The following is a 23,140-nucleotide window of genomic DNA, read 5'->3' on the forward strand; positions in this document are numbered from 1 at the left end:
GGCGGCATTCCCGCCCGTCCCCAACCCGCAGATCCCGCCACTCAGGAGGCTTGATATGTCCAGGAAAACCGAAACCACGGCAAAGCGAACAGTCGTCAGCGGCTGGCACGAGGGCCGGAAATACTTCATGGCGCCGGATGAATACACTTCGGTCGCGGCCGGCAAGGACGACACCGGATCAGACTACGTCTTCGGCGCAGGCGAGATCGCGCCGGGCAGCTGCATCCCGGACCATTACCACAAATGGGAAGACCAGACCTTCCACATCATCGAAGGCGAGCTTGAGGTCAAAATCGGCGACGAGGTGTTCCAGGCAGGCCCCGGCGCCAGCATCCAATGCCCGCGCGGCGTCTCCCACTATATGAAGAATTCCGGCAGCAGGACGGCGAAGATCATCAGCTACATCTTCCCCGGCGACTGGGCCGAAGAGTTTATGGCCGAAACCTCCCGCCAGAATGAAACCGGAGAGCGTGACCTGAAGCTGATCGAAGAGCGCTTTGGCGTGGTCTACCTCTGAGGCATGCGGAAAGGGAAACGAACATGAAACGGACAATCACCGTGTTGGCCGCAGGCCTTGCTGCAGCCAATATTATGACCGCCAGCACATCGGCTGAAGAAACCGCGGTCAAAACCCAAAAGCTCGATGAATACGTCTATGCGATGAGTTTCGGGCATTACACCAGCCTTGTTGTTCTGGGGACCGAGGGCGTGCTGCTGGTGGATCCGGCCAACCCTTACCGCGCGTCGCTCTTACGTGCAGAGATCGCCCGGCTGACCGATCTGCCGGTCACCCGGATTGTGATGACCCACGAGCATTTTGACCATATCGGCGGCACCGAAGTGTTTCCCGGCGCAGAAATCATTGCACATGAGAACATCGAAATGTTCTTTGATCAGGACCCGCTCGGCCTGACGCCGGGCAAGGTGGATGTGACCTATGAAGACCGCATGAGCATCGGCATGGGCACCACCAAAGTTGATCTGCTGCATTTCGGTCCGGCAGACGGGGTCGCGGTTTCAGTGATCCACTTGCCGCAGGAACGGATTGCCGTCGCGGCCGACATGTACCTGGATGGCGCGCTGACGCCGGGCTGGGCCCTGACCGACACCAACCTGCTGGGCTCGCGCCAGATTTTGAACACGCTGGACGGCTGGGCGCTGATGCACGCGGTGAACACTCATTCGCACAGCACCGATCCGGCGCTGCTTTCAGCCGCAGCCGAATTTTACAACGACCTCTATGATGCGGTCTTCCCTGTGGTCGAACAGGTGAACCGGGAGAACCCGGCCGGATCGGTTCAGGCGGTGCTGGAACTGAGCAGGACGCTGGAGCTGCCCGAATATGCTGACTGGGGCAATTACGAGGACCTGCCGGATTATGTGGTGAAAATGGGTTTTGCGCTGATTCATGGCGGCTGATCAGCCCCGACTGTCACCTCAACCCGCCCCGATGAATTGGAGATCCCCCGTGAAACTGCATGTCTTTGAAACTTGCCCATACTGCTTGCGCGTCCGGATCTTCGCGGGGTTGAAGGGCCTGCCCCTGACCATTGTGCCGATGACTCCCGGCGAGGTCCCGGAACATTTGCGAAAGCGTGTGGGCAGAACCACCGTACCCATTCTGGAACTCGGCGACGAGGTGCTGCAAAACAGTGCTGAAATCATCTGCCAGCTCGATGCGCAAGGCACGCAGCTCCTGTCCGGCTATCAAACCTCTGCCGCGTTTGAGGCGTGGCGTGCAAGCATCAGGGCGCCGCTGGATGCACTGTGTTACCCCCGCATGCCGGGTCTCTCTCCCGCCGAATTGGCCAGCCCCGGCGCGCGGTGCTGGGTCAAATCCGAGATGCCAAAGCGGATTGGCATGAGCTTTGCCGAGGCTTTGGCGAAGACCGGTCAGCTTACTGATGAAATTGCCGGGCTCCTCCCCGCAGCCTTGCGGTGGCTGGACAGTCCCTTGCGGTTTGACACCATCGCCGCGCTGGCTGATCTGCAAAGCCTGACCATGGTCGCAGAACTGCATTGGCCGAATTCAGTCGGATCACGCTTCCAAACCCTGATGCACCGCGCCGGGATGGCGCCGTTCCCACCTGTGGATCAAACTGGTTACTATCTTGATGAGTGACCAGCAGGGTCATTAGCGGTTTTCCGAAGTGTGTTTTGCTTGTGCCGGAGCGGGAAAGGCCTCATGCAAGTCTTTCCAGCCTGGCAGCCTCGCCTGGCTGCCACGAAAAATACTCAATCGATCCATGCGGCCCCTGAGGGGATGGTCTGATACGCTGACAGCGGTGCGATCCGCACCGGCCAGTTCCTGTCGTCCCTGGCGTTCCAATTGCCGCGCGATCTACGAACGGCAGCTTTCGGGAGGCTGCGCTGCGGTTGGAATGGCAGTGATGAACGTCTGGTATGGGCCGCCCTGGTCTCACTGCAGGTATGGAATTGCGAGGGCACAGTGACACAGCCTGTATGCAGAGATGTTGTATCCGATCATGCCCTAGTTCTCCTAAATCAGCTGCTCGTGGATATTGCGGGCGATTAGCCCCATCGGATCGCGCTCGAGAGCTCCGACCAGGGAATACTGCCAAGGACCGTCCTGCCAGGAAATGGTCAGATAGCCCTTGGCTTCATGAAATCGAAACGACTGGCTGCCGCGGGAGGTTCCGTGAGTGGCCAGCAGGCTTAGCCTGTCGCCGTTTGCGTTTTCATACATGAAGAGCGCTGAGGCCTGATCGCCGGCAGGCAGCAACCGGCCGCCGATGAGGCTGAACCCTGTGCCGCCCAGCTGGGGCGCGATGATTGCGGCTCCAAGACGGTTCGAAAGCCAGGTTTGAAGATGGTCCTTTTCGGTGGCGGCGACTTCGACCGGGTGCATGACCTCGCTGACATAGAGGGAATGTGCGGCACGGGCGTGCTCTGCAAAGACAGCAATATCACCAATTGCGGAGGGATCATGCTTTGGAAGGACGTAGCCAAAACCAAGGCCCGCTGCAAACAGCGCCACAGATGCGGCGATACGCCAGCCGGCTGCAGGTGCTGCAGCGCGCTCGGCACGCTTTTTGAGGCCGCTCAAATGCGCCTCGGAAGGGACTGGAACAGCCTCCCCGATCAGACCGGAATGGCGCTGCATCTCTCGCATACGGGCGGCATCCTCCGGGTGGGATGCTAGGTGCTTTTCAAGCCGGGCGCGTTCTTCCGCCGGCAATTCCCCGTCGATTGCGGATTGGATCAGCTTTTCAATGGCGTTGCGCTGGGTCATTTCACGCTCCTGATCTTCGTCGCGGCAGATGCGTCCATTTCCGCCTTCAGCCTGCAGCGCGCGCGGGAAATGCGCGACATCAAAGTTCCCTTCGGGATGCGCAGCGCTCTTGCGGCTTCATCATAGCTCAACCCCGCAATCACGACAGCAAGGAGGGCTTGCCGCTGATCCTGAGGGAGCTTGCCGAGGCATTTCCAAACAGCGAGAATTTCCAGGCGTTCCTCTGAACTGACGTCGAGACCCGCGATATCACCGATTTGCTCCAGCGCCACGGTCGGACGCCGGCTATCATGCCGCCAGCGGTCGCGGAACAAGTTGAGCAGCATCCGGGTGAGCCAGGGTTTTAGCGGCCGCCCGGGGATCCACAGCAAGCGCTTGCGCAGGGCGCGCTCAATGCAGTCCTGCACCAGGTCGTCAGCTGCGTCCCGGTCGCGTGTCAGCGACCAGGCATAGCGCCACAGATCAGGCAGGCAGTCTTCCAGCTGAGTGTCGAATGAACGGATCATGCAAAACAGCCGGGGGCGGGCCTTTGCCGGCCCCCGGCCCCTTTTGTTAGGGGCGGGCGGTGTGCCAAACGCCTTTGACGCCATCACCGGTCATGTCACCGGGCTTCTTGTCCTTGAACCACAGGTATAGCGGCTGGCCTTTGTAAGCGACTTGCTGTGAGCCGTCTTTTCGCTCGACCAAGCTGTAGTGCCTGGGCAGGTCCATACCGGTTTCGCTTGCCAGCGGCGGCCACTTCTCGGCGCAGGCGTCATAGCAGCTGGAGACGCCATTCTTGTCCTTGTCGAAGGTGTAGAGGGTCATCTTGCGGGTATTCATCAGATAGGTCTTGCCGTTGTACTTGCCGGTAACAGCCGGTGCCCCGGTGTGGCCTTCAGCGCTTGCCGAAATTGCGGATACTGCCAAGGCTGCGCCAGCCAGGACGAAGGATTTCAAATTCATGCCGTTTCTCCAGATTTGCCGAGGCCTGCTAAAACGCAGACATGAGAACTACGCTTCGGTGGCAGGAAAATTCCCTGGCGTTGAAAAAATTCGGGTTTGCGGCCCCCGGCGGCTGCAAGCATTTGTTATGTATGCAGTTTCAACGCAACCCGGGAGGGGCTCGGCAGAGCACATGCGCAGCAAAATGCAAGCAATCCGCCCGCAGCCAGTGTCAGGAAGCCCAATCCCCACGCCGCAGTGGCGGGTGCCGCATCCAGGACCATGCCAAAGTTGACCGGTGCAATGGCGCCTGCGCCGATACCCAGCACCGAACGCACGCCCAAGGCCCGGCCAAGGTAACCCGGTGGAACCGCGTCTGTCATCGCTGAAGACAGCACTGCAGAATCTCCAATCGTGGCAAAGCCATAGAGGGCAATCAGCAGAATGAGAAGCGAGGGCGGCATCGATGCTGCCCAGCCTACCGACGCTGAACACACGCACCCCAGCAAGGCAAAGCCAATCAGGACCCGGCGTGTACCCAGTTTATCCGCCGCCATGCCTGACAAAAAAGAGGCAAAAAAGCCGGACAGATGCAGCGCCAGGGCGGTCCAGATCCCCAGCTCCACCGCGCTCATACCGGAGGCCCCTGACAAGGCTGCAACCAGGAAGGCAGGCACCCAGGCCCACATGCCGAGCAGCTCCCACGTATGGCCGATGTATCCCAGGATCAGCAGCCGCGAATTACGCCGCTGGCCTGGGGACAAAGCGGAGGCTGCTGATTTAGCGGCTGCCTCAATATCCTTCGCATGGCGGACCGAAAGATATGAAAACAGCCCGCCCGCCGCAGTGAGTACGGCTGCAGAAAGAAACGCTGCGCGGTAGTCCGTCAGATCAAGCATCAGGTTGCTGAGAATGATCGACACGACATAGCCCGCCGACATGCCGGCGAGCACCCAGCCTACCGCTGCGTTCTTTCGTGCAGCTGGCGCATTGGACGAGGCCAGCATGATTGCAGGCGTATAGGTTCCGCCCTGGGTCAGCCCGATCAGCGACATAGTGATCAGCCCGCTGGTAAAATCCCGGGCAAATGCCGCGGCTGCCAGCGCCGCCAAGGCGGAGGCCGCCGCTGACAGGGTGAACACCCGCCGCGCTCCGCATCTATCGCAAAGAAAGGACGCGGCCAGCAGCGAAACTGCCATTGCCACGGTAAACCCGCCCTGGATTAGCCCGGCCTGGGTTGCCGTCATCTCCCACTCAGAGCGCAAAACACTGAGGCAGGCGGGAAACACCATGAACACTGCTGTTGTGCAGACACGGGCCAGAACCAGCAGCGGAAGATTGAGTTTTGGCGGTTTAGCGGTCATGGTTGCAGCGGCTTTGAAAATTACAATACCGCTTATGCAATAGAGTTGCATTAGCGCTAATGCAAGGTGTGGCTTGGCAGAGGCAAAGGAAGTCGGGATCGGGGAGCTGCTCCGCCATCTCAGTGATCTCTTCGACAAGGATGCGGAGCGGATTTACGCAGGCATGGATCTGGGCGTGCATTACCGGGCCCGCTACACACCTATTATAAGGGCTTTTGACGGCGAACCCCTGTCCATTGGCGATCTTCACGACCGGATCCGCGTCACTCAGGGTGCGATCAGCCAAACCGTCAAGCTGATGAAAGAGGCAGGGCTGCTGGTGCCGGTCAAAGCGAGCGACCAGCGCGTCAGCCGGGTTGACCTGACCCCTTTGGGCCGCGAAATCAAAGCCAGGCTCACAGCGGAATGGGAGCTGCACATCGGCGTGATTTCGGAGCTTGAAGCAGCGATTGGCACACCTCTGCGCGCCGCATTGGGCGAAACCATAAATTCCCTTGAAAGCACCAGTTACCTAGACCGAATTGAGAAAAAGAGGCGCGAAGCCAACAAGTAAGGCGGCGTCTGTATGTTACGGCGGGCCTGCATTGCAAAATGCTCCTTGCTGTGGAATTGAAAAGCGGGCGGCTGGTGCGCTGCGCCAAGCTGCCTGGCGCCTTGCGTTATCAGAGTCCTTTATGGCCGCGCTTAGCGCCAGAGCCGAACGGGGAGGACCCGCGCCCAGCTGACGCACCGGCAAGCGAAGGTAACAAATCGGCGCACTTCACAAAACTCGTGAAAATCGACTACGACTTCTCGTCGGTAGTGGATCGGTTTACGGAGGGACGAATGAGTAAGCTCTTGTGGGTCAAGTTCGGTTGGTCTGATTTCTATCGCGGTGGCCCGATCGACGGCAATTTCCCTTTCATCAAGGATGGCGAGCAAGGTCATGAAGCCTGGAACTTCCTCCCTAAGATGATGGTACGTATTATTGCTATACGCCGCCACAAGGAGGCAGCGGGGCGCCGTGGAACAATGACCCCTATGGGCGGACTGTCGTGTGCCTTGCGAAGGATCCCGCGCGCAAGGGTTTGCATCTCGTCGGCTGGTACGAGGATGCCGAACTGATCGGCAATTATGCCATTCGGCCAACTGGGTTTGACGCTGGTGGCACAGCACCGTTGGATGAGGTCTTAGCCAGTGATGAGCAACCATTCTCGATCCTGACCCCTGGCCTGTCCGGCATATCTATGGGCGAGGAGTGGAGAACAAAGGCGGCGATGGATGCTGCGGTTATGCACGGAGACGCCAACCTGTACTTGCGCACTGTGCTCGACCATCTTTTGAAACGTGATCTGGATGAAGGTGCACGGACTGCATGGCTCCAGCAGCGCTCGATTGATGCGCTACCAAAAGCGAGCGGCTGGAAGGCGTTCGCCGAGCTGCTGGACCGTTGCTACGACGGCGCGCGCGTTTTGGTTAAACACGATCCGCACCATGATCGGTTCATCAACGCAGAGGTTGAAACCCCCCGTGCAACGGTGACGCTCGACATGGCGTCCACTGGAATGTTGCAGGTCATTCAGATCGTCGCATACGTTTGCTTCTACGCGCCGCCCCTTGCTACTTCTGGACGAGCCAGACGCCCATTTGCACGCGGACAGTCAATCGCGTCCCTACGAAGCCCTCAAGGGTGTTGCAGCAGAAACTCAGACCCGCATTCTCTTTGCCAGCCATTCCCCGCAGTTGATCAAACGGTTGATGCACGACTTTAATGCCGAAGCCGTTTGGATGGCAGAGGGTGCGAAGGTGCCCCTGGACGAGGCGCAGCGACCAGCCATCCCGATCATGATGACACTCGGTGCACTTGCCGCTGGCGCGGAAATTTTCGATCCAGCGCGGCAGGTCATACTCATGACCGAAGACAAGGACTCAGAGCCGGTTAGGGTTCTTGCCTTGGCAAATGGGGTCCCGGAAATTTTGACAGTGTTGTCTTACAACGGCTGTGGCAATCTGCCAGCAGCGCGACTTCTGGCGAACATGATCTCGGATATGAGGCCAGACGCCCAGATCACAATCCACCGGGATCGAGACTTCCGAACCGAGCAAGAGATGGTATTCGAGCTAGCGACGGCATCGGCTGAACGAGACCGAAACGGTATTACTGGTGTTTCTGAGCTTTTTACGCCGCTCAACGACGTTGAACACTCCTTCGCGCAATCGGACCACCTAAAAGCCATTTTTCATGATGTTGCTCCGGCTCTAATCGATGCCGCAATCACCGATGAAACTGCACTGAGACGGGATAACCTGGTTCAAGCCGCTCATGTAGCCCGAGAGCAAATTCGCGCGAACACCTATGTCCCTCGGAAGCAAACCAAGGAAGAATGGGGCGCCACTGGTATGCCAAACCAGGCTCCAGGTGTTGCGGGATTCAAGCCTGCCAATAGTCTGGTTCCGGTTTCCTTCGAGCATACCCATGGCAAAAAGCCGATGGCGGGCTTGAAACTAAGGATACACGCCCACGTTGGGGGAGCTTCTCAAGAAACTGCAACGAGGCTGTTTTCAGTTTCTGAGCACCTGCGAGCGGAAGCTTGGACGAACGCGTTCCAGCCCGACTAGATTGCGGCGTCGAATTAGGTTTTTTCGAGCAAGAGGGCGCAAAAGGTCCTTGCATGTCGCGTCTCGATAGTTTGGCCACCGATCAATGTCCGTTTTTTTCATAACGCAGTATCAGCACACGAGCATAGTGAAAGACCGGCCTCCGACCCGTCTGCCTGGAGATTCTGATGCTGCAGTAGCAAAGACCATGTCCGCTTTGGGCTCCGCGTTCGCCACGTGGCAGATCAGCAGGAACAGGCGGCTTCGCCGACTGTACCTGCTGATCAGCCCTGATTTTCCGGAAGGGAAGTCAGATCAAACGTAACAGAACACGCGGGCCAAAACGGATTTTGGGTCAGCAAACTGACAAGAAGGTCAGTTTTGCTTGGCGTCCAACAAAGAAGACAGTGGCGGACCGAGGAGGATTCGAACCCCCGACCCCTTGATTCGTAGTCAAGTACTCTATCCAGCTGAGCTATCGGTCCACTGCGGCGGGGTTTAATCCTAGGACTGCAGAGGCGCAACCCCAAAAACCTTCCGCAGCGGGATTTCTTTCTCTTTGCTGCTGCAGAGGGGAAACCTGCCTGCTCAGGTCGCCTGCCCGAAGCTCTTGAGGATGCAGTGTGCCGGAATGACCCTTAAGCGCGGGAACCACTTGCGCCGCGTCAGGGGTTCAGCCGCGGCGGCACCGGGCCCGGAAAGGAACAGAAGGGGCGGGACGGCCAGTCCAAGTGTTGAGGGCGTTTTGAGAGTTCCCGGTGGTCCATTGAGCGGGGCCTCAGGCAAGCTGAAGGGATGCGGAGCCAGGAGCGCTTCCAATGGCTCTCGAACAAGGACAGTTTCTGCCAATGCCGGGGAAAGTCTGCAGCACTTGGCGGCGCCCCTCCGTAACAGCGGCTACCGCGAGTCTTCCACAGCCCGCAGAGCTTGTTGGATTGCCACGATCATCGCGTCCCGGCGTGCGGATAACTCGCTGACCGGGGCGCCTTGCGTTGCCTCTGCAAGCCCGTCCGACAGCCTCTGCGCGGTTTCCGCTGTCAGTTGCGGCGTTCCGAGGTCGTCCCACCAGCCGTTGAACGTGCCGGCGAAGTGGTCGCAGAATGACGCCAGGCCGCCTGGTCCGGCGCCTAAACCGAACAGTGTTGTCGGCCCCATGGCGGCCCATCGCAGGCCGGGACCAGCCGACATTGCCGTGTCAACGTCGCCTACACTGGCGACGCCGCTTTCGACCAGATGAATCGCCTCGCGCCAGACCGCAGCCTGCAGCCGGTTTGCCACATGGCCCGGCACCTCCTTGTTTATCCGGATCGTGACTTTGCCAAGGCCGGCATAAAAGGCTTCTGCTGTTTCGACAGCGTCTGCATCAGTCCGGCTGTTGCCCATGACTTCGACCAGGGGAATGAGGTGCGGCGGGTTGAACGGGTGGCCGAGGACAAAGCGGCCGGGGTTCTGCCAGCCCGCCTGCATTTGACCGAGGGTCAGGCCGGAGGCAGAGCTTGCAATGACCGCATCCGGGGCGAGAACAGATTCGATTTCGGCAAAGAGCGCATGTTTGACGGGCAGCCGCTCCGGCACGTTTTCCTGAATGAAACCGGCGCCTGCCGCGGCTTCCCGGGCCGTTTTGCAAAACGTTACACGGTCGGGGTTTCCCCGCTCCGTGAGGCCCAGGGCAGACATCGCGGGCCAGGCTTGTTCTACATAGGCTTTTACACGCGCCTCGGCGCCCTCATCGGGATCATAAACCGCAACCGAACGGCCTGAGGCCAGGAACAGAGCCGTCCAGCTGGCGCCGATGACGCCTGCGCCAAGGACGGCAGTATGGGAAATGCTGGTCATCTAGAATAGCCCCGTATTGATGGGTGAAGCGGCGGTCAGGCCGCCATCGACGGTGAACAGCTGGCCGGTGGCAAAAGCGGCTTCGTCCGAGGCCAGCCACACAGCCATTGCGGCAATATCGGCGGGCTTTCCAAAGCGCCGCGCAGCGTGGCGGGACAGGGCGTCCTTGCGGGCGGCCTGCGGATCTGCGGACAGGTCAAAACCTGCTTCCAGCATACCGGTTTCGATCCAGCCGGGGCAGATGGCATTGCAGCGGATCTGAGGGCCGTGGTCGACGGCGATTGAGCGGGTCAGCCCATGCACAAAAGCCTTGGAGGCGTTGTAGAGAGCCATCGACGGATCCGCGGCCTGGCCGGAGATCGAGCCGATATTGGTGATTGAACTGCCCTCCGGCATCCGAGGGATGTAGGCCCGGCAGAGGTTGAACACGCCCTTGCAATTGGTTCCAATCACGGCATCCCAATCGACGTCCGTGCTGTCGGGGACGGTTTTCTCTACTTGAACGCCTGCGTTATTTACCAGGACGTCGGTGCCGTCTGTTGTCCAAGCCAGTTCTTCCACCGCTGCGGCATCAGTGACGTCCAGAGTGTGCCAGATGATGTCTTCGGCCAGCCCCTTCGGCCGCGGGCCTCGGCCGCAGATTGTGACTGCGGCGCCTTCGTTGCGGAAGGCTTCGGCGATTCCCCGGCCGATACCCTGGCGGCCGCCGGTAATCAGCGCTCTTTTCCCTGCCAGCCGCATCAGTGGGCCACCATCACATGGCGCACGGAGGTATAAGCATCCAGTGCATAGACGCTCATGTCGCAGCCGGTGCCGGAACCCTTCATTGCGGCCCAGGGCATTTCGGCAGCGGGCATGCCGTGGGTGTTGACCCAGGTCATGCCATAGCGCAGTTGCGACGTCATTTTCATGGCAGTGGATATGTCCTTTGTCCAAACCGACGAGGCCAGCCCGTAGCGGCTGGCATTGGCAATTTTGAGCGCTTGCCCGCCTTCTGTGAAGCGGGAGATTGTGACCACCGGGCCAAAGATCTCGTTGCAGGCAATTTCTGCATCATTGCTGACGTTGGCAATGACGGTGGGCTGGTAGAAGAAACCGGCTCCCTCTCCCGCGCTGCCGCCGGTAGTAACCTCAGCTGTGCCCCGGGCCCGGTCGACAAACCCGGAGACCCGGTCGCGCTGCGCAGCTGAAATGACGGGGCCCATTTCGGTGCCCTCTGCCTTGGGGGCGCCGGTTTGGATTTCCGCAACATGATCGGTGACCGCTGCAACCAGCCGGTCGTAGATCCCATCCTGAACCAGCAAGCGGCAGGGCTGGGCGCAGTCCTGGCCTGCGTTGAAGAAGGAACCGTAGCGGATGGTTTCAGCCAGTGCCTCGATGTCGGCATCGTCAAAGACAATAACAGGTGCTTTGCCGCCGAGTTCCAGATGAACATGCCGGATCTGATTTGAGGCGGCACGCATCGCGGCCATGCCAGTCGCGGGGGAGCCGGTGATGGAAATCCCTTCCATCCTCGGGTCGTTGATCAGCTGGTCGCCGGTGGAGGCGCCGCGTCCGTGAACCACGTTGAGCACGCCCTTGGGCAGCACGTCCACCAGCAGCTCGCCCAGGCGCAGGGTGGCCAGCGGCGTGAGTTCCGAGGGCTTCAGCACCACAGTGCAGCCCGCCGCCAGCGGAGCAGCGATCTTCCAGGCTGCCATCATCAGCGGGTAGTTCCACGGTGCGATCGAGGCGACCGGGCCAACCGGGTCTTTGCGGATCATCGACGTGTGGCCGGCCGCGTATTCGCCGGCCGCAGAACCCGTCATGGTGCGTGCAGCGCCTGCCATGAAGCGGAAAGTATCGATGGTTAGCGGCATCTCCTCGTCCCGGGCCATTGGCCAAGGCTTGCCAACATCCCGGGTTTCGAGTTCTGCGAGTTCGTCAATGTTGGCTTCGATCACATCGGCGATGGCAAGAAGATGGGTGGAACGTTCGGCCGGGGTGGACAGCCGGTAAGTTTCGAAAGCTTCGTGAGCTGCCTGTGCTGCGGCTTCGATCTGCTCAGGCGCGGCTTCCGCCGCGTAGGTGATAGTTTCGCCGGTGGCTGGGTCTACAACTGGCAGCGCCTCGCCACTGCCTTCCGTCAGTTCTCCATTGATCAGCATTTTCGTCTGCATGGTGTTTCCTTTCAGAATGCGGCTTTCAAAGCTTCATCTGCTGGACCTGGGCCGACAGCCCGCCGTCCAGAACCCACAGCTGGCCTGAGGCATAGCGGGCCTCGTCGCTGGCCAGCCAGTTGACCAGATTGGCGATGTCCTCCGGCGTGCCATAGGTGCGGGTGGGGTGCACATCGCGCACCGCCTGCTGCAGCTGGTCAATGGTCTTGCCGTCGCCGCCGGAACCTTCACCGGTGAAGAAGCTTTGCAGCATTGGAGTATCGACATACCCGGGGCAGATCGCATTGACCCGGATGCCTTCGGGGCCATGATCGCACGCCATCGCCCGGGTCAGCGCATGCACTGCGCCTTTGGTGGCGCAATAGGCGGCGAGGCCGGGATCGGCGATGAAACCGTCATAGCTGCCGAAGTTGATGACAGAGGCGGTGCGGCCCGTGGCTGCCGCCTTGCGCAGCAGCGGCAGTGCGTATTTTGAGGTCAGGAAGGTGCCCGTCGCATTGACTGCAAAGGAGAGGTTCCATTCCTCCAGACTGGTGTCCTCAATGGTTTTTTCGATCTCAATGCCGGCAGCGTTCACCAGGATATCCAGCTGGCCGACCTCCCCGGCGACCTGTTCCATCGCGGCTATAGCGTCGCTTTCCCGGGTGACATCCAGCTTCAGGAAGATGCTGCCGTCCTCGTCATGCGCGGCCAGCGAGCCTTCGGGCGTGAGGTCTGCTGCATAGACCCGCGCGCCTTCGCGCAGAAAGCGGGCGGCGATGGCGCGGCCGATGCCGCCGCGACCGCCGGTGATCAGAGCGGTTTTGCCTTCCAGCATCATCTGTCGTTCTCCTTGAGAGGGGGATAGCGGTAGCGTGCTGCGGCCACCGTCCAGTCCATGTGGTTGCGCACGTATTCCTGAGTGGCGTCGCGCGGCGGGTTGTAGTCCCAAGCCTCGCCGGCGCCGGCTTCCATCGCGGCATGCAAGGCGCGGCGGGATTTCTGGGTGGCAATCACGTCCTTGCGCAGCTGCTCGCTGTTCCAGCGCTGTGCGGTTTCCGAGGCAAAGTCTGCGGCAACCTCCGCGTAAGCCGGGTCGCCGGCTAGGTTCCGTGTTTCCAGCGGATCGCAGGACAGGTCAAAGAGCTGCGGCGGGTCCGGATCGCAATGGATGTATTTCAGCGGCCCGCGCCGGATCATGAACACGGGATAAGGGGTCATCTCGGCGCAATATTCACCAATCGCCTCATCCAAGGGATCCGCTTGCCCGCGCGCCAGCGGCATCAGCGAACGGCCGTCTATGGGTTCGCCCAAAAGCGTTTCATCGCCGCCGCCGATCTCGACAAATGTGGGCAGCAGGTCCAGCAGGGAGCAGGCGTTGGCAGTGGTTCCCGGCACCACTCCGGGGCCGGCCATGATCAGCGGCACCCGGGCGGAGTGTTCGAAGAAGTTCATCTTGTACCACAGGCCGCGTTCGCCCAGCATGTCGCCGTGATCGGCGGTGACGACGACAATCGTGTTATCCAATTCGCCGGTATCCTCCAGCGCCTTCACCATCGCGCCGACCTTGCTGTCGAAATAGCTGACATTGGCCAGATAGGCGCGGCGCGCGCGGCGGACTTCCTCTTCACTCAAGGGCACATGGCTAGCCTCAATCCCATCCATCACCCGGCGGGAGAACGGGTCCTGCTCTTCAGGCGCCAGAGTGAATTCCGGCATCGGGATTTCGCCGTCGGCATAGAAGTTCCACCATTCCGGCTTGGCCACATAGGGGTCGTGCGGATGGATGAAGCTGGCGACCAACAGAAACGGTGCCTCATCCCCTGCGGCGCGGTCGCGGCCGCGGTCGATCAGCCAGCGGCGGGCGGCGAATTCGACCTCGTCGTCATAGTCGGTTTGGAAGGTGGCAACCGCTTCGCCGCTTTCCTTGACCGTTTGCATGTTATGGTACCACTTATCGATCCGCTCGTCCGGCGCCTCCCAGTCGGGGGTCCAGGCAAAATCGGCCGGGTAGATGTCGGTGGTGACCCGCTCCTGAAACCCGTGTTTCTGGTCGGGGCCTACAAAATGCATCTTGCCGGACAGGCAGGTGCGGTACCCAAGCGCCTTCAGGTAATGGGCGAAAGTCGGCACCGAGGCGCGGAATTCACTGGCGTTGTCATAGGCCGCGATGCGGCTGATCAGCTGGCCGGACATGAAGGCAAAGCGCGAGGGCGCGCAGAGCGGCGAGTTGCAATAGGCCGCATCAAACCGCATACCACGAGCGGCGAGCGCATCCATATGCGGGGTTTTGGCGACCGGATGGCCGTAGGCGCCGGTCCAGTGCGGTGCCAGCTGGTCAGCCATCACGACCAGGATGTTGGGCCGTCTCACGGTGCGGCCTGCGCGTAGGCATCCAGCACCAGTCCGTGGAAATGGTGCACTGCATGTTCCGACTTGCCGGAGCCGGTTGGGTCGTTGACGATGCGCCCCTGGGTGAAGGCCGGGGTGTTCATGCCGCGCTGCACACTTTCCACCAGGCTGATGTCTTCAACCTGAAGCACTTCGTCCAGATAGCGGATTGCATCCAGCTCTCCCTCAGTAGGGTCTGGCGTTTCCAGAAAGAAATCATAGGTTTCCAGCGTCCGGTCCGGGCCGACGGGGATGATGTTCAGCACGATCATCGAGGACCGGCCGGGGTATCGCATCAGGCAGGTTGTGGGCCACAACCACCAGACGGCATGGGTCCGCACAGTGGCGTTGGAGACATCATAGGCGGAGTTTGCAGACTTTCCTGCGTCGGCCATGTGGCTGGAGTAGATCCCGTGGGTTGTGACCTTGTAGGTGTCCATGTCCACCAGATCGCAGAAGTCTTTGTGCGCGGTGGGGCAGTGGTAGCATTCCAGGAAATTGTCGACGACATTCTTCCAATTCGACTTGATGTCGTAGGTCAGCCGGTGGCCGAAGGTCAGCCGGTCAATGTCAGGAGCCCAGTGGCGGATCTCGGTTTCCAGATCGCCGGATTGCTTGCGCAGCGGCGGCGCGGAGGGGTCGAGGTTGACGTAAATGAAGCCCGCAAACTCCTCCACCTGCACCTGGTCCAGGCAGATGTCGCCGGTGCTGAAGTTCGCCAGATGCTCGGTCTCCGGGGCGCGGACCAGCTGGCCGTCCAGCTTGTAGACCCAGGCGTGGTATGGGCACATGATGCGGGTGGTGCTGCCTTCGCCGCTCAGCAGCTCATGGGCGCGGTGCTTGCAGACATTGTAGAAGGCTCGCAATTCGCCGTCGCGGCCGCGCACCGCGGCGACCGGCTGGCCTGCGATCTCGGCGGTGACATAGGCGCCGGGCTCGCGCAGCTTTTCCACGTGGCAGAGCCATTGCCAGGACTTGGCAAGAATTTTCTGCTGGTCTGCCGCAAACCACTCAGCCCGGGTATATGCGTCAGCCTGAAGGGACTGCGAGTTGCCCGCATCTTTTGAATACCCCTGTCCGATGGCAGCAAATTGCGCTGGCGATGGCTGGCCCGTCATGTTGATCACTCCGTTGGAACGCTTCGCTCCCCGGTATGATCTGCCACAAATTACAACAGTGGCCGCATTCCATTTGCCGTCTGTTTAGCTTTATTCGCCATTCTGTCCGGCGCCTTCAAAACGGTACATCGGCCATGCCCGGAACTCGAAGGGCACGCGGCTTTCCAGCCGGTCGCGGGCCGGCGGCAGACCAAAACGCTTCTTGTAGGCGCGGGAGAAATGCACTTGGCTGGCAAAGCCGGATGCCAGGGCAATTTCGGACATGCGCAGCTCGGTTTGGGTGACCAGCCCGCGCGCCCGGTCCAGCCGGATATCGCGGTAGTAAAGCTGTGGGCTGGTCCTGACACAGTCCTGGAACAGCCGGTTCAGCTGGCGCTGGGAAACCCCGGCCAGCCGGCAAAGTTCTGGAATGGTGACCGGGGTCTCCAGATGCTGCTCCATGATCTCGATTGCTTTGCGCAGTTTGGCCGGAGCGGTGTTGCCCAGCGGCTCCAGGTGCGCATCGGTCTGATGGGCGCCGGGGCCGCGGACGGTGCTGTGAAAAAGGTACTTGGCACAGTCGCTGGCCAAGGCATCCCCGGCCATGCTGCGTAGCAGGAACAGCGCGTACTCCCCTGCCGCAGCACCGCCGCAGCAGGTGCCGGCGCTGCCCTCATGCACAAACAAGTCCTCGCAGATCCCGACTTGCGGGTATTTCTCGCCAAAGGCATCGATGTGCTCGTAGTGCACAGTTGCACGGCGGCCGTTCAGCAGGCCGGCTTCGGCCAGAATAAAGGCGGCGGTATCGAGCCCGCCGATATAGCTGCCAGATCGGGAAAACCGCCGGATGGCCGCCAGCAGCGGGGCGCTGGTGAACGCCTCCGGCGTCCAGCTGCTGGAAACAACCACCAGATCCGGTTGCGCCTGCGCCAGCGCTTGCAGAGGCTCGACACTGATCTCCAGCCCGTTGCTGGCGCGGCAGAGCCCGGCGTCTTCGGCCGCCAGCCGCCAGCGGAAATGCTGGCGGCCGCTGAGATAGTTCGCGGCCCGGAACGGATCGAGAAAAGCCAATGTTGCCGCCATGTTGAAATGCGGTGTCACCAGCACGGCGATTTCTGCGATGTCAGGCTGCATCAGGTCTCCACGGTCTTTAAGGGACTATGCCGGGCAGGCGGCAGCTTCCGCAAGCGGAAGCCTTTTGCGTCAAACCGCCGGGGAAGTTGTAAAGCAGATTGCTCCGCCAGCTATTGAAGTCCGCCGGATTTGGATGGATATGTATGCCAAATTTGAGTTGGATTTTTCGGGAAAAAGATCTCAGGGCCCGCATTCGATGCTTTGCCCGGGGTTTTGTTCAGACAGGCTGGCGTGCCGGTCCCCGCATTTCGATCCGCGGATTAAGTGCCCCTAGGGCTGCAAAAATTGTTCTTAATGGAGTTGTTCGTTGGATAACAAAGCCGATCCTTCTGTATTGCCGCTTCCGGCCTCTGGCCTGGCTCTGGACATTGTGGATGACCCGTTGCCTGATGGCGGGTTGCATCGGCTGGAAATGGCGATGCTTAAGGCGGTCGAGGGGCTGACCCGCTGGCAGGCGGGGTGTTTCGAACAGGTGAGCAGCGTGCCGCTGACCGGAGCTGAAACGACCTTGCTGCTGCTGATTGGCAGCGGCGGCCGTTCCAAGACAATCAAGGAGCTGGCCCGCGCCACCAACCGCATTGATATTCCCAATATTCAGTATTCACTGCGCAAACTGGCGTCGGCCGGGCTGACGTCCAAGCAGGGGGCCGGCCGTTCGGGCGTCACTTATAGCCTGACCGCTGAAGGCATGCGGGCCTCAGAAAAGATGCACGGGCTTCGCCAGCAGCTTCTTCTGCAAGCGGTGGCGGGGCAGCCCGATCTGACCGGGCAGCTGCAAGGCGCGGCAGCGGCGCTGGAAGAGCTCGCCGAGCTGTACGGGGCAGCGTCCCGCCAGGCCGAAGCCAAGAGCGAAGCCTGACAGCGGCGGCGCCCCATTGCGCGGCCTGCCTGCGGCGGCGTAAAGTCCGGTCATGATCGAACTTAAGGATCTTCAGCTGCTGACCGCGCTGGCGCGGCACCAGCATTTTGCCAAGGCAGCCGCCGACTGCGGCATGTCGCAGCCGGCTTTTTCTATGCGGATCCGCAATCTGGAGGAACGGCTGGGCCTGTCCATCGTACGCCGGGCCAATCGGTTCCAGGGGCTGACCGAAGAGGGCATGATGATTGTGCGCCGGGCGCGCTCGATCCTGGATGATGCCAAGGCTCTAGAGCAGGAGATTGCGGCATCACGCGGCGAAGTGACCGGCAATCTGGTGCTGGGGGTGGTTCCGACCGCCACTGCCTGGGCGGCGCAGCTGGTGGATCAGGTGCGTCAGGCCTATCCGAGGATTTTGGCCCAGGTCGAGGTCACCACATCGCTGGCTATCCAGCAGCGGCTCTATGATGGTACTATTGACGCTGGAATTACCTATACCGACAGCATGGGCCGGGAATTGGTGACGGTGCAGCCGCTTTATGAGGAAAGCTATGTGCTGCTGGCACCCGAAGAGATGGTGGCAGGCCGCGGCGATGCGATCAGCTGGGCGGAGGCGGCGGAGCTGCCGCTGAGCTTGCTTGATCAGCAGATGCAGAACCGGCGCATTCTGGATCGGATCTTTGCCGATTTGGGGCTGAAGCCGGAGATCGTATCCGAATCCAACGGATTCATGGCCTCGATGGTAATGGCGCGGGAGGGTTCGGTGGCAACGATTCTGCCGCGGGCGCTGATGCAGGCCCTGGGCGGGCTGGGCGGAACCCGGGTTTTGTCGCTGAATGAGCCTGAGCAATCCCGGCCGATTTGCATCGCAACTCTGGACAGGACACCGGAATTGACCACGGTTCAGGCATTAAAAGAGGTGGTTGCGACGTTTGTAGACAACGGGATGCCGCAAATGGCGTGATAAGCAATCCTTATCGTGCAATCGGTTTTCTAGATTTGACGATATTCATTTCTGATGGCATTCCGGGATGAAAGACGTGCTGACTGGAGGACCCCATGGCACCATTGGATGATAGCAAGGGCGTATGGAAGTCCGGCCGCGGCAAGGGGCGCAAAACCCCGAAGGGCCGCCAGGTCGATGACTCTGCGCTGAGCGAGGTTCAGGAGCTGCTGGGTGACCGCCCGCGCAACCGCGACCTTCTGATCGAGTTCCTGCACCTGATTCAGGACAAATACGGCTGCCTGAGCGCGGCGCATATCCGGGCTTTGGCCGAGGAAATGCGCACCGGCCAGGCGGAGATCTACGAGGTGGCTACTTTCTATGCCCACTTCGACGTGGTGAAAGAAGGCGAGACCCCGCCGCCGGCGCTGACCATCCGGGTCTGCGACTCGCTGTCCTGCGAACTGGCGGGCGCCCAGCAGCTGCAAAAGGCGCTGGAAGACGGTCTGGACGCCTCTCAGGTCCGCGTTTTGCGCGCACCCTGCATGGGCCGCTGCGACACTGCCCCGGTGCTGGAAATTGGCCACAACCACATCGACCATGCAACGGTGGAGAAAGTGGAAGCGGCGATTGCGGCAGACGACACCCATGCACACGTGCCCGAGTATGAAACCTTCGCAGCCTACGAGGCCGAAGGCGGCTATGCCACGCTGAAAGACCTGCGTGCGAATGGCGACTGGGAAGCGGTTCAGGCGAAAGTCAAAGAAGCCGGCCTGCGCGGCCTTGGCGGCGCTGGTTTCCCGTCCGGCACCAAATGGGGCTTTGTCCGCGCCAACGAAGGTCCGCGCTATCTGGCCGTGAACGGCGACGAAGGCGAGCCTGGCACTTTCAAGGACCGTTACTACCTTGAACGCACTCCGCATGTCTTCCTTGAGGGGATGCTGATTGCCTCCTGGGCGGTCGAGGCCGAGAAAGCCTTCATCTACATGCGCGACGAATATCCGGCGGTGCTGGAGATCCTGCGCCGTGAGATCAAGGCGCTGGAAGATGCGGGCATCGTCGAGGAAGGCTACATCGACCTGCGCCGCGGGGCAGGGGCCTACATCTGCGGTGAAGAATCCGCGATGATCGAGTCGATCGAAGGCAAGCGCGGCGAGCCGCGCCACCGTCCGCCGTTTGTGGCGCAGGTGGGCATCTTCGGCCGTCCGACGCTGGTGCACAACGTCGAGACTCTTTACTGGGTCTGCAAGATCAACCGCGAAGGCCCGGAATGCCTGAACTCGGTTGAAAAAAACGGCCGCAAGGGCCTGCGCAGCTACTCGGTGTCCGGCCGCGTGAAGAACCCGGGCGTGCACCTGCTGCCCGCCGGTTCCACCATCACCGATATCATTGAAGCCTGCGGCGGTATGCTGGACGGCCACGCCTTCAAGGCCTATCAGCCGGGCGGCCCCTCCTCGGGCCTGCTGCCTGCGTCGATGTATGACGTTCCGCTCGACTTCGACACGCTGCAGCCGCATGGCACCTTCATCGGTTCTGCCGCTGTTGTGGTGCTGTCCGATCAGGACTCGGCCCGCGACGCGGCGCTGAACATGCTGCGCTTCTTCGAAGACGAAAGCTGCGGCCAGTGCACCCCCTGCCGGGTGGGCTGCGAAAAAGCCGTCAAGCTGATGAGCGAAAAGAAGTGGGATCAGGGCCTGCTGGAAGAGCTGAGCACCGCAATGGTCGATGCGTCGATCTGCGGCCTGGGCCAGGCCGCGCCGAACCCGATCCGCCTGACCATGAAACACTTCCCGGATGAGGTCTGAACCATGAGCAATCTCGTTACATTCACCCTCGATGGGAAAGAGGTCACTGCTGAAAAAGGCCTGACCATCTGGGAAGTCGCCAACGGCCGCGGGCTGAAGATCCCGCACCTGTGCCATAAGCCGCAGCCGGGCTACCGCCCGGACGGCAACTGCCGCGCCTGCATGGTCGAGATCGAAGGCGAGCGCACGCTGGCTGCTTCCTGTATCCGTGAACCCGCCGAGGGCATGGTTGTCACCACCAACAACGCACGGGCTGAGAACGCCCGTAAGATGGTGATGGAACTTTTGGTGGCCGACCAGCCCAAGAAGGAAGAGGCGCACGACAAGTCCTCCCACATGTGGGACATGGCCGAGCTGAACGGCGTCACCGAAAGCCGCTTCCCCAAGCTGGAAGAGGGCCGCATTCCGCTGCTGGACGACTCTCACGTCGCCATGAAGGTGAACCTGGACGCCTGTATCTCCTGCGGCCTGTGCGTGCGCGCCTGCCGTGAAGTGCAAGTGAACGACGTGATCGGCATGGCCGGCCGTGGCCACGATGCATATCCGACCTTCGACATCGCCGACCCGATGGGCCAGTCCACATGTGTGGCATGCGGCGAATGTGTGCAGGCCTGCCCGACCGGCGCGCTGATGCCTGCAACCGTGCTGGACGAAAACCAGGTTGGCGACAGCAAGGACTACGACTCCGAAACCGAAAGCGTCTGCCCGTTCTGCGGCGTCGGCTGCAAGGTTTCGCTCAAGGTCAAGGACGGCAAGGTCAAGCATGTAGAGGGCATCAACGGCCCGGCAAACGAAGGCCGCCTGTGTGTGAAGGGCCGCTTCGGCTTTGACTACATCCACCACCCGCACCGCCTGACCAAGCCGCTGATCCGCCGCGACGACGCACCGGCCAAAGGCCTGAATGTTGATCCGGGCAACCTGTCGACCCATTTCCGCGAAGCGACCTGGGAAGAGGCGATGGATCTGGCCGCAAAGGGCCTGATCAAGCTGCGCGACGAAGATCCGAAATCGGTTGCGGGCTTCGGCTCGGCGAAATGCACCAACGAAGAGGCCTATCTCTTCCAGAAGTTCATCCGTCAGGGCTTTAAGCACAACAACGTCGACCACTGCACCCGTCTGTGCCACGCATCTTCTGTTGCGGCACTGATCGAAAACGTGGGTTCCGGTGCGGTGACCGCGACCTTCAACGAGATCGAAAACGCCGATGTGGCGATTGTCATCGGCTCCAACCCGATCGAGAACCACCCGGTGGCTGCGACCTATTTCAAGCAGTTCACCAAGCGTGGCGGCAAGCTGATCGTGATGGATCCGCGTGGCGTCGGCCTGCGCCGGTTCGCTACCGAAATGGTGCAGTTCCGCCCCGGTGCGGACGTTTCGATGCTGAACGCGATCATGAGCGTGATTGTCGAGGAGGGGCTGTACGACCAGGCCTACATCGACAAATACACCGAGAACTGGGAGGCGGAAAAACAGCATCTGGCGCAGTTCACGCCCGAAAAGATGTCGGAAATCTGCGGTGTCAGCCCCGAACAGCTGCGCAGCGTTGCGCGCACCTTTGCGGGTGGCAAAGCGGGTCTGATCTTCTGGGGCATGGGTGTTTCTCAGCACATTCACGGCACCGACAACTCGCGCTGCCTGATCTCGTTGGCTCTGATGACCGGTAACGTCGGCAAGCCGGGCGCCGGCCTGCACCCGCTGCGCGGCCAGAACAACGTGCAGGGCGCGTCCGACGCGGGCCTGATCCCGATGTTCCTGCCCGACTATCAGACCGTGACCTCGGATGATGTCCGCAAGAGCTTCACCGATGTCTGGGGCGGCGGCGACTTCTCGAACGAGAAGGGCCTGACCGTGACCGAGATCGTTGACCAGGCCTATGCCGGTAACATCAAGGGCATGTATATCCAGGGTGAAAATCCCGCGATGTCCGACCCGGATGCCGACCACGCGCGGGACGCCTTTGCCAAGCTGGAACTGATGATCGTTCAGGACATCTTCCTGACCGAGACGGCGAACTATGCCGACATCATCCTGCCGGCCTCGGCGCTGTATGAAAAGAACGGCACCGTGTCGAACACCAACCGCCAGGTGCAGCGTGTACGCCCCGCCGTGGCGCCTCCGGGTGAGGCGCGCGAAGATTGGCAAGTCACCGTTGAACTCGCTCAGCGCATCGGCCTGCCGTGGGACTACAAGGATGTCAGCGAAGTCTTTGCCGAGATGAAGCTGAACATGAAGTCCTTGAACAACATCACCTGGGAGCGTCTGGAAACCGAGACCATCACCTACCCGTCGCTGCATGAGACCGACCCCGGTCAGGCGATTGTGTTTGGCGACGGCTTCCCGCGCCCCGAAGGCCGCGCCCGCTTTACCCCGGCATCGGTGATCCCGCCGGATGAAGCCCCGGATGCGGAGTTCCCGATGATCATGACCACCGGCCGCCAGCTGGAGCATTGGCACACGGGCTCGATGACCCGCCGCTCCAAGGTTCTGGATGCGGTCGAGCCGGAAGCGAACTGCTCGCTCAACCCGCGCACGCTCAAGCTGATGGGCATCGAGCCGGGCGAGATGGTCCGCCTGTCCACCCGCCGCGGCTCGATCGAGATCATGGCGCGTGCTGACCGGGCGATTGCCGAGGACATGGTGTTTGTGCCGTTTGCCTATGTGGAGGCAGCCGCCAACATCCTGACCAACCCGGCGCTGGACCCCTATGGCAAGATCCCCGAGTTCAAGTTCTCGGCGGTGAAAGTCGAAAAGATCGAGAACCAGATCGCCGCTGAGTAAGGCAGTCAGGTTCAGTCAAGACAGAGCGGGCGCGGAACCGATGG

At 61.0% G+C, this 23,140-nt stretch carries 21 protein-coding genes and 1 tRNA gene; 10 read left to right on the forward strand and 12 right to left on the reverse strand.

Annotation, left to right across the window (positions count from 1 at the left end; translation table 11 throughout):
• Nucleotides 1-55 precede the first annotated feature (55 nt).
• From RA19_RS25900 to RA19_RS17575, 3 genes are read left to right on the forward strand one after another with little or no spacing between them, the layout of a single operon-like run.
• Nucleotides 56-517 (forward strand): cupin domain-containing protein, encoded by a 462-nt coding sequence (locus RA19_RS25900; protein ID WP_052261875.1) that lies wholly within the window; start codon nt 56-58, stop codon nt 515-517.
• A gap of 23 nt (nt 518-540) precedes the next feature.
• Nucleotides 541-1,419 (forward strand): MBL fold metallo-hydrolase, encoded by an 879-nt coding sequence (locus tag RA19_RS17570; RefSeq protein WP_052261876.1) that lies wholly within the window; start codon nt 541-543, stop codon nt 1,417-1,419.
• A 49-nt stretch (nt 1,420-1,468) separates the two neighbouring features.
• Nucleotides 1,469-2,122: a glutathione S-transferase N-terminal domain-containing protein gene (locus RA19_RS17575; protein ID WP_039164985.1), complete on the forward strand. Its 654-nt coding sequence runs from the start codon at nt 1,469-1,471 to the stop codon at nt 2,120-2,122.
• A 378-nt stretch (nt 2,123-2,500) separates the two neighbouring features.
• Here RA19_RS17575 and RA19_RS17580 read toward each other — a convergent pair whose 3' ends face one another.
• From RA19_RS17580 to RA19_RS17595, 4 genes are all read right to left on the reverse strand, one after another.
• A complete protein-coding gene (locus tag RA19_RS17580) occupies nt 2,501-3,253 on the reverse strand; it encodes an anti-sigma factor family protein (protein WP_052261877.1) in 753 nt (250 codons plus the stop codon).
• Nucleotides 3,250-3,843, reverse strand: a complete 594-nt coding sequence (locus tag RA19_RS17585; protein WP_082020588.1) for an RNA polymerase sigma factor — start codon at nt 3,841-3,843, stop codon at nt 3,250-3,252. Before RA19_RS17585 ends, RA19_RS17580 begins: the two co-directional genes overlap by 4 nt.
• Nucleotides 3,806-4,198, reverse strand: a complete 393-nt coding sequence (locus tag RA19_RS17590; protein ID WP_039164989.1) for a COG4315 family predicted lipoprotein — start codon at nt 4,196-4,198, stop codon at nt 3,806-3,808. The genes RA19_RS17585 and RA19_RS17590 overlap by 38 nt, the downstream gene beginning before the upstream one ends.
• Nucleotides 4,199-4,323: 125 nt before the next feature.
• Complete coding sequence (locus RA19_RS17595) at nt 4,324-5,541, reverse strand: MFS transporter (RefSeq protein ID WP_039164992.1); 1,218 nt, start codon at nt 5,539-5,541, stop codon at nt 4,324-4,326.
• Between the two features lie 73 nt (nt 5,542-5,614).
• Between RA19_RS17595 and RA19_RS17600 the strand changes: the two genes are divergently transcribed.
• The 3 genes from RA19_RS17600 to RA19_RS17610 all read left to right on the forward strand — a co-directional run bounded on the left by RA19_RS17600 (nt 5,615) and on the right by RA19_RS17610 (nt 8,139).
• On the forward strand, nt 5,615-6,094 hold the full coding sequence (locus tag RA19_RS17600) for a MarR family winged helix-turn-helix transcriptional regulator (RefSeq protein WP_039164996.1): 480 nt from the start codon (nt 5,615-5,617) through the stop codon (nt 6,092-6,094).
• Between the two features lie 50 nt (nt 6,095-6,144).
• Nucleotides 6,145-6,645: a hypothetical protein gene (locus RA19_RS17605; protein WP_152615806.1), complete on the forward strand. Its 501-nt coding sequence runs from the start codon at nt 6,145-6,147 to the stop codon at nt 6,643-6,645.
• A 633-nt stretch (nt 6,646-7,278) separates the two neighbouring features.
• A complete protein-coding gene (locus RA19_RS17610; protein ID WP_241479090.1) occupies nt 7,279-8,139 on the forward strand; it encodes a hypothetical protein in 861 nt (286 codons plus the stop codon).
• 387 nt (nt 8,140-8,526) lie between these two features.
• Here the strand turns inward: RA19_RS17610 and RA19_RS17615 are convergent.
• From RA19_RS17615 to RA19_RS17650, 8 genes are all read right to left on the reverse strand, one after another.
• A tRNA-Arg gene (locus tag RA19_RS17615) sits at nt 8,527-8,603 on the reverse strand.
• Nucleotides 8,604-9,015: 412 nt separating this feature from the next.
• A complete protein-coding gene (locus RA19_RS17620) occupies nt 9,016-9,954 on the reverse strand; it encodes a 3-hydroxyacyl-CoA dehydrogenase NAD-binding domain-containing protein (RefSeq protein ID WP_039165003.1) in 939 nt (312 codons plus the stop codon).
• On the reverse strand, nt 9,955-10,695 hold the full coding sequence (locus RA19_RS17625; RefSeq protein WP_039165006.1) for an SDR family NAD(P)-dependent oxidoreductase: 741 nt from the start codon (nt 10,693-10,695) through the stop codon (nt 9,955-9,957). It abuts the gene before it with no gap.
• Nucleotides 10,695-12,113: an aminobutyraldehyde dehydrogenase gene (locus tag RA19_RS17630; RefSeq protein WP_039165009.1), complete on the reverse strand. Its 1,419-nt coding sequence runs from the start codon at nt 12,111-12,113 to the stop codon at nt 10,695-10,697. The genes RA19_RS17625 and RA19_RS17630 overlap by 1 nt, the downstream gene beginning before the upstream one ends.
• 25 nt (nt 12,114-12,138) lie before the next feature.
• Nucleotides 12,139-12,930, reverse strand: a complete 792-nt coding sequence (locus RA19_RS17635) for an SDR family NAD(P)-dependent oxidoreductase (protein WP_241479091.1) — start codon at nt 12,928-12,930, stop codon at nt 12,139-12,141.
• On the reverse strand, nt 12,930-14,465 hold the full coding sequence (gene betC, locus RA19_RS17640; protein WP_082020590.1) for a choline-sulfatase: 1,536 nt from the start codon (nt 14,463-14,465) through the stop codon (nt 12,930-12,932). The genes RA19_RS17635 and betC overlap by 1 nt, the downstream gene beginning before the upstream one ends.
• A complete protein-coding gene (locus RA19_RS17645; RefSeq protein WP_039165115.1) occupies nt 14,462-15,601 on the reverse strand; it encodes an aromatic ring-hydroxylating oxygenase subunit alpha in 1,140 nt (379 codons plus the stop codon). The genes betC and RA19_RS17645 overlap by 4 nt, the downstream gene beginning before the upstream one ends.
• A gap of 90 nt (nt 15,602-15,691) precedes the next feature.
• Nucleotides 15,692-16,714, reverse strand: coding sequence for a GlxA family transcriptional regulator (locus RA19_RS17650; protein ID WP_039165020.1), 1,023 nt, complete (start codon nt 16,712-16,714; stop codon nt 15,692-15,694).
• Nucleotides 16,715-17,021: 307 nt separating this feature from the next.
• Between RA19_RS17650 and RA19_RS17655 the strand changes: the two genes are divergently transcribed.
• The 4 genes from RA19_RS17655 to fdhF all read left to right on the forward strand — a co-directional run bounded on the left by RA19_RS17655 (nt 17,022) and on the right by fdhF (nt 23,096).
• Nucleotides 17,022-17,573: a winged helix DNA-binding protein gene (locus RA19_RS17655; protein WP_241479092.1), complete on the forward strand. Its 552-nt coding sequence runs from the start codon at nt 17,022-17,024 to the stop codon at nt 17,571-17,573.
• A 52-nt stretch (nt 17,574-17,625) separates the two neighbouring features.
• Complete coding sequence (locus tag RA19_RS17660; protein WP_039165023.1) at nt 17,626-18,534, forward strand: LysR family transcriptional regulator; 909 nt, start codon at nt 17,626-17,628, stop codon at nt 18,532-18,534.
• Between the two features lie 95 nt (nt 18,535-18,629).
• Nucleotides 18,630-20,318: an NAD(P)H-dependent oxidoreductase subunit E gene (locus RA19_RS17665; RefSeq protein ID WP_039165026.1), complete on the forward strand. Its 1,689-nt coding sequence runs from the start codon at nt 18,630-18,632 to the stop codon at nt 20,316-20,318.
• 3 nt (nt 20,319-20,321) lie between these two features.
• Complete coding sequence (fdhF, locus tag RA19_RS17670) at nt 20,322-23,096, forward strand: formate dehydrogenase subunit alpha (protein WP_039165029.1); 2,775 nt, start codon at nt 20,322-20,324, stop codon at nt 23,094-23,096.
• The last annotated feature ends 44 nt before the right edge of the window (nt 23,097-23,140 follow it).

It is taken from the genome of Leisingera sp. ANG-M1 (genome assembly GCF_000813745.1).
In the GTDB taxonomy this organism is placed as follows: domain Bacteria; phylum Pseudomonadota; class Alphaproteobacteria; order Rhodobacterales; family Rhodobacteraceae; genus Leisingera.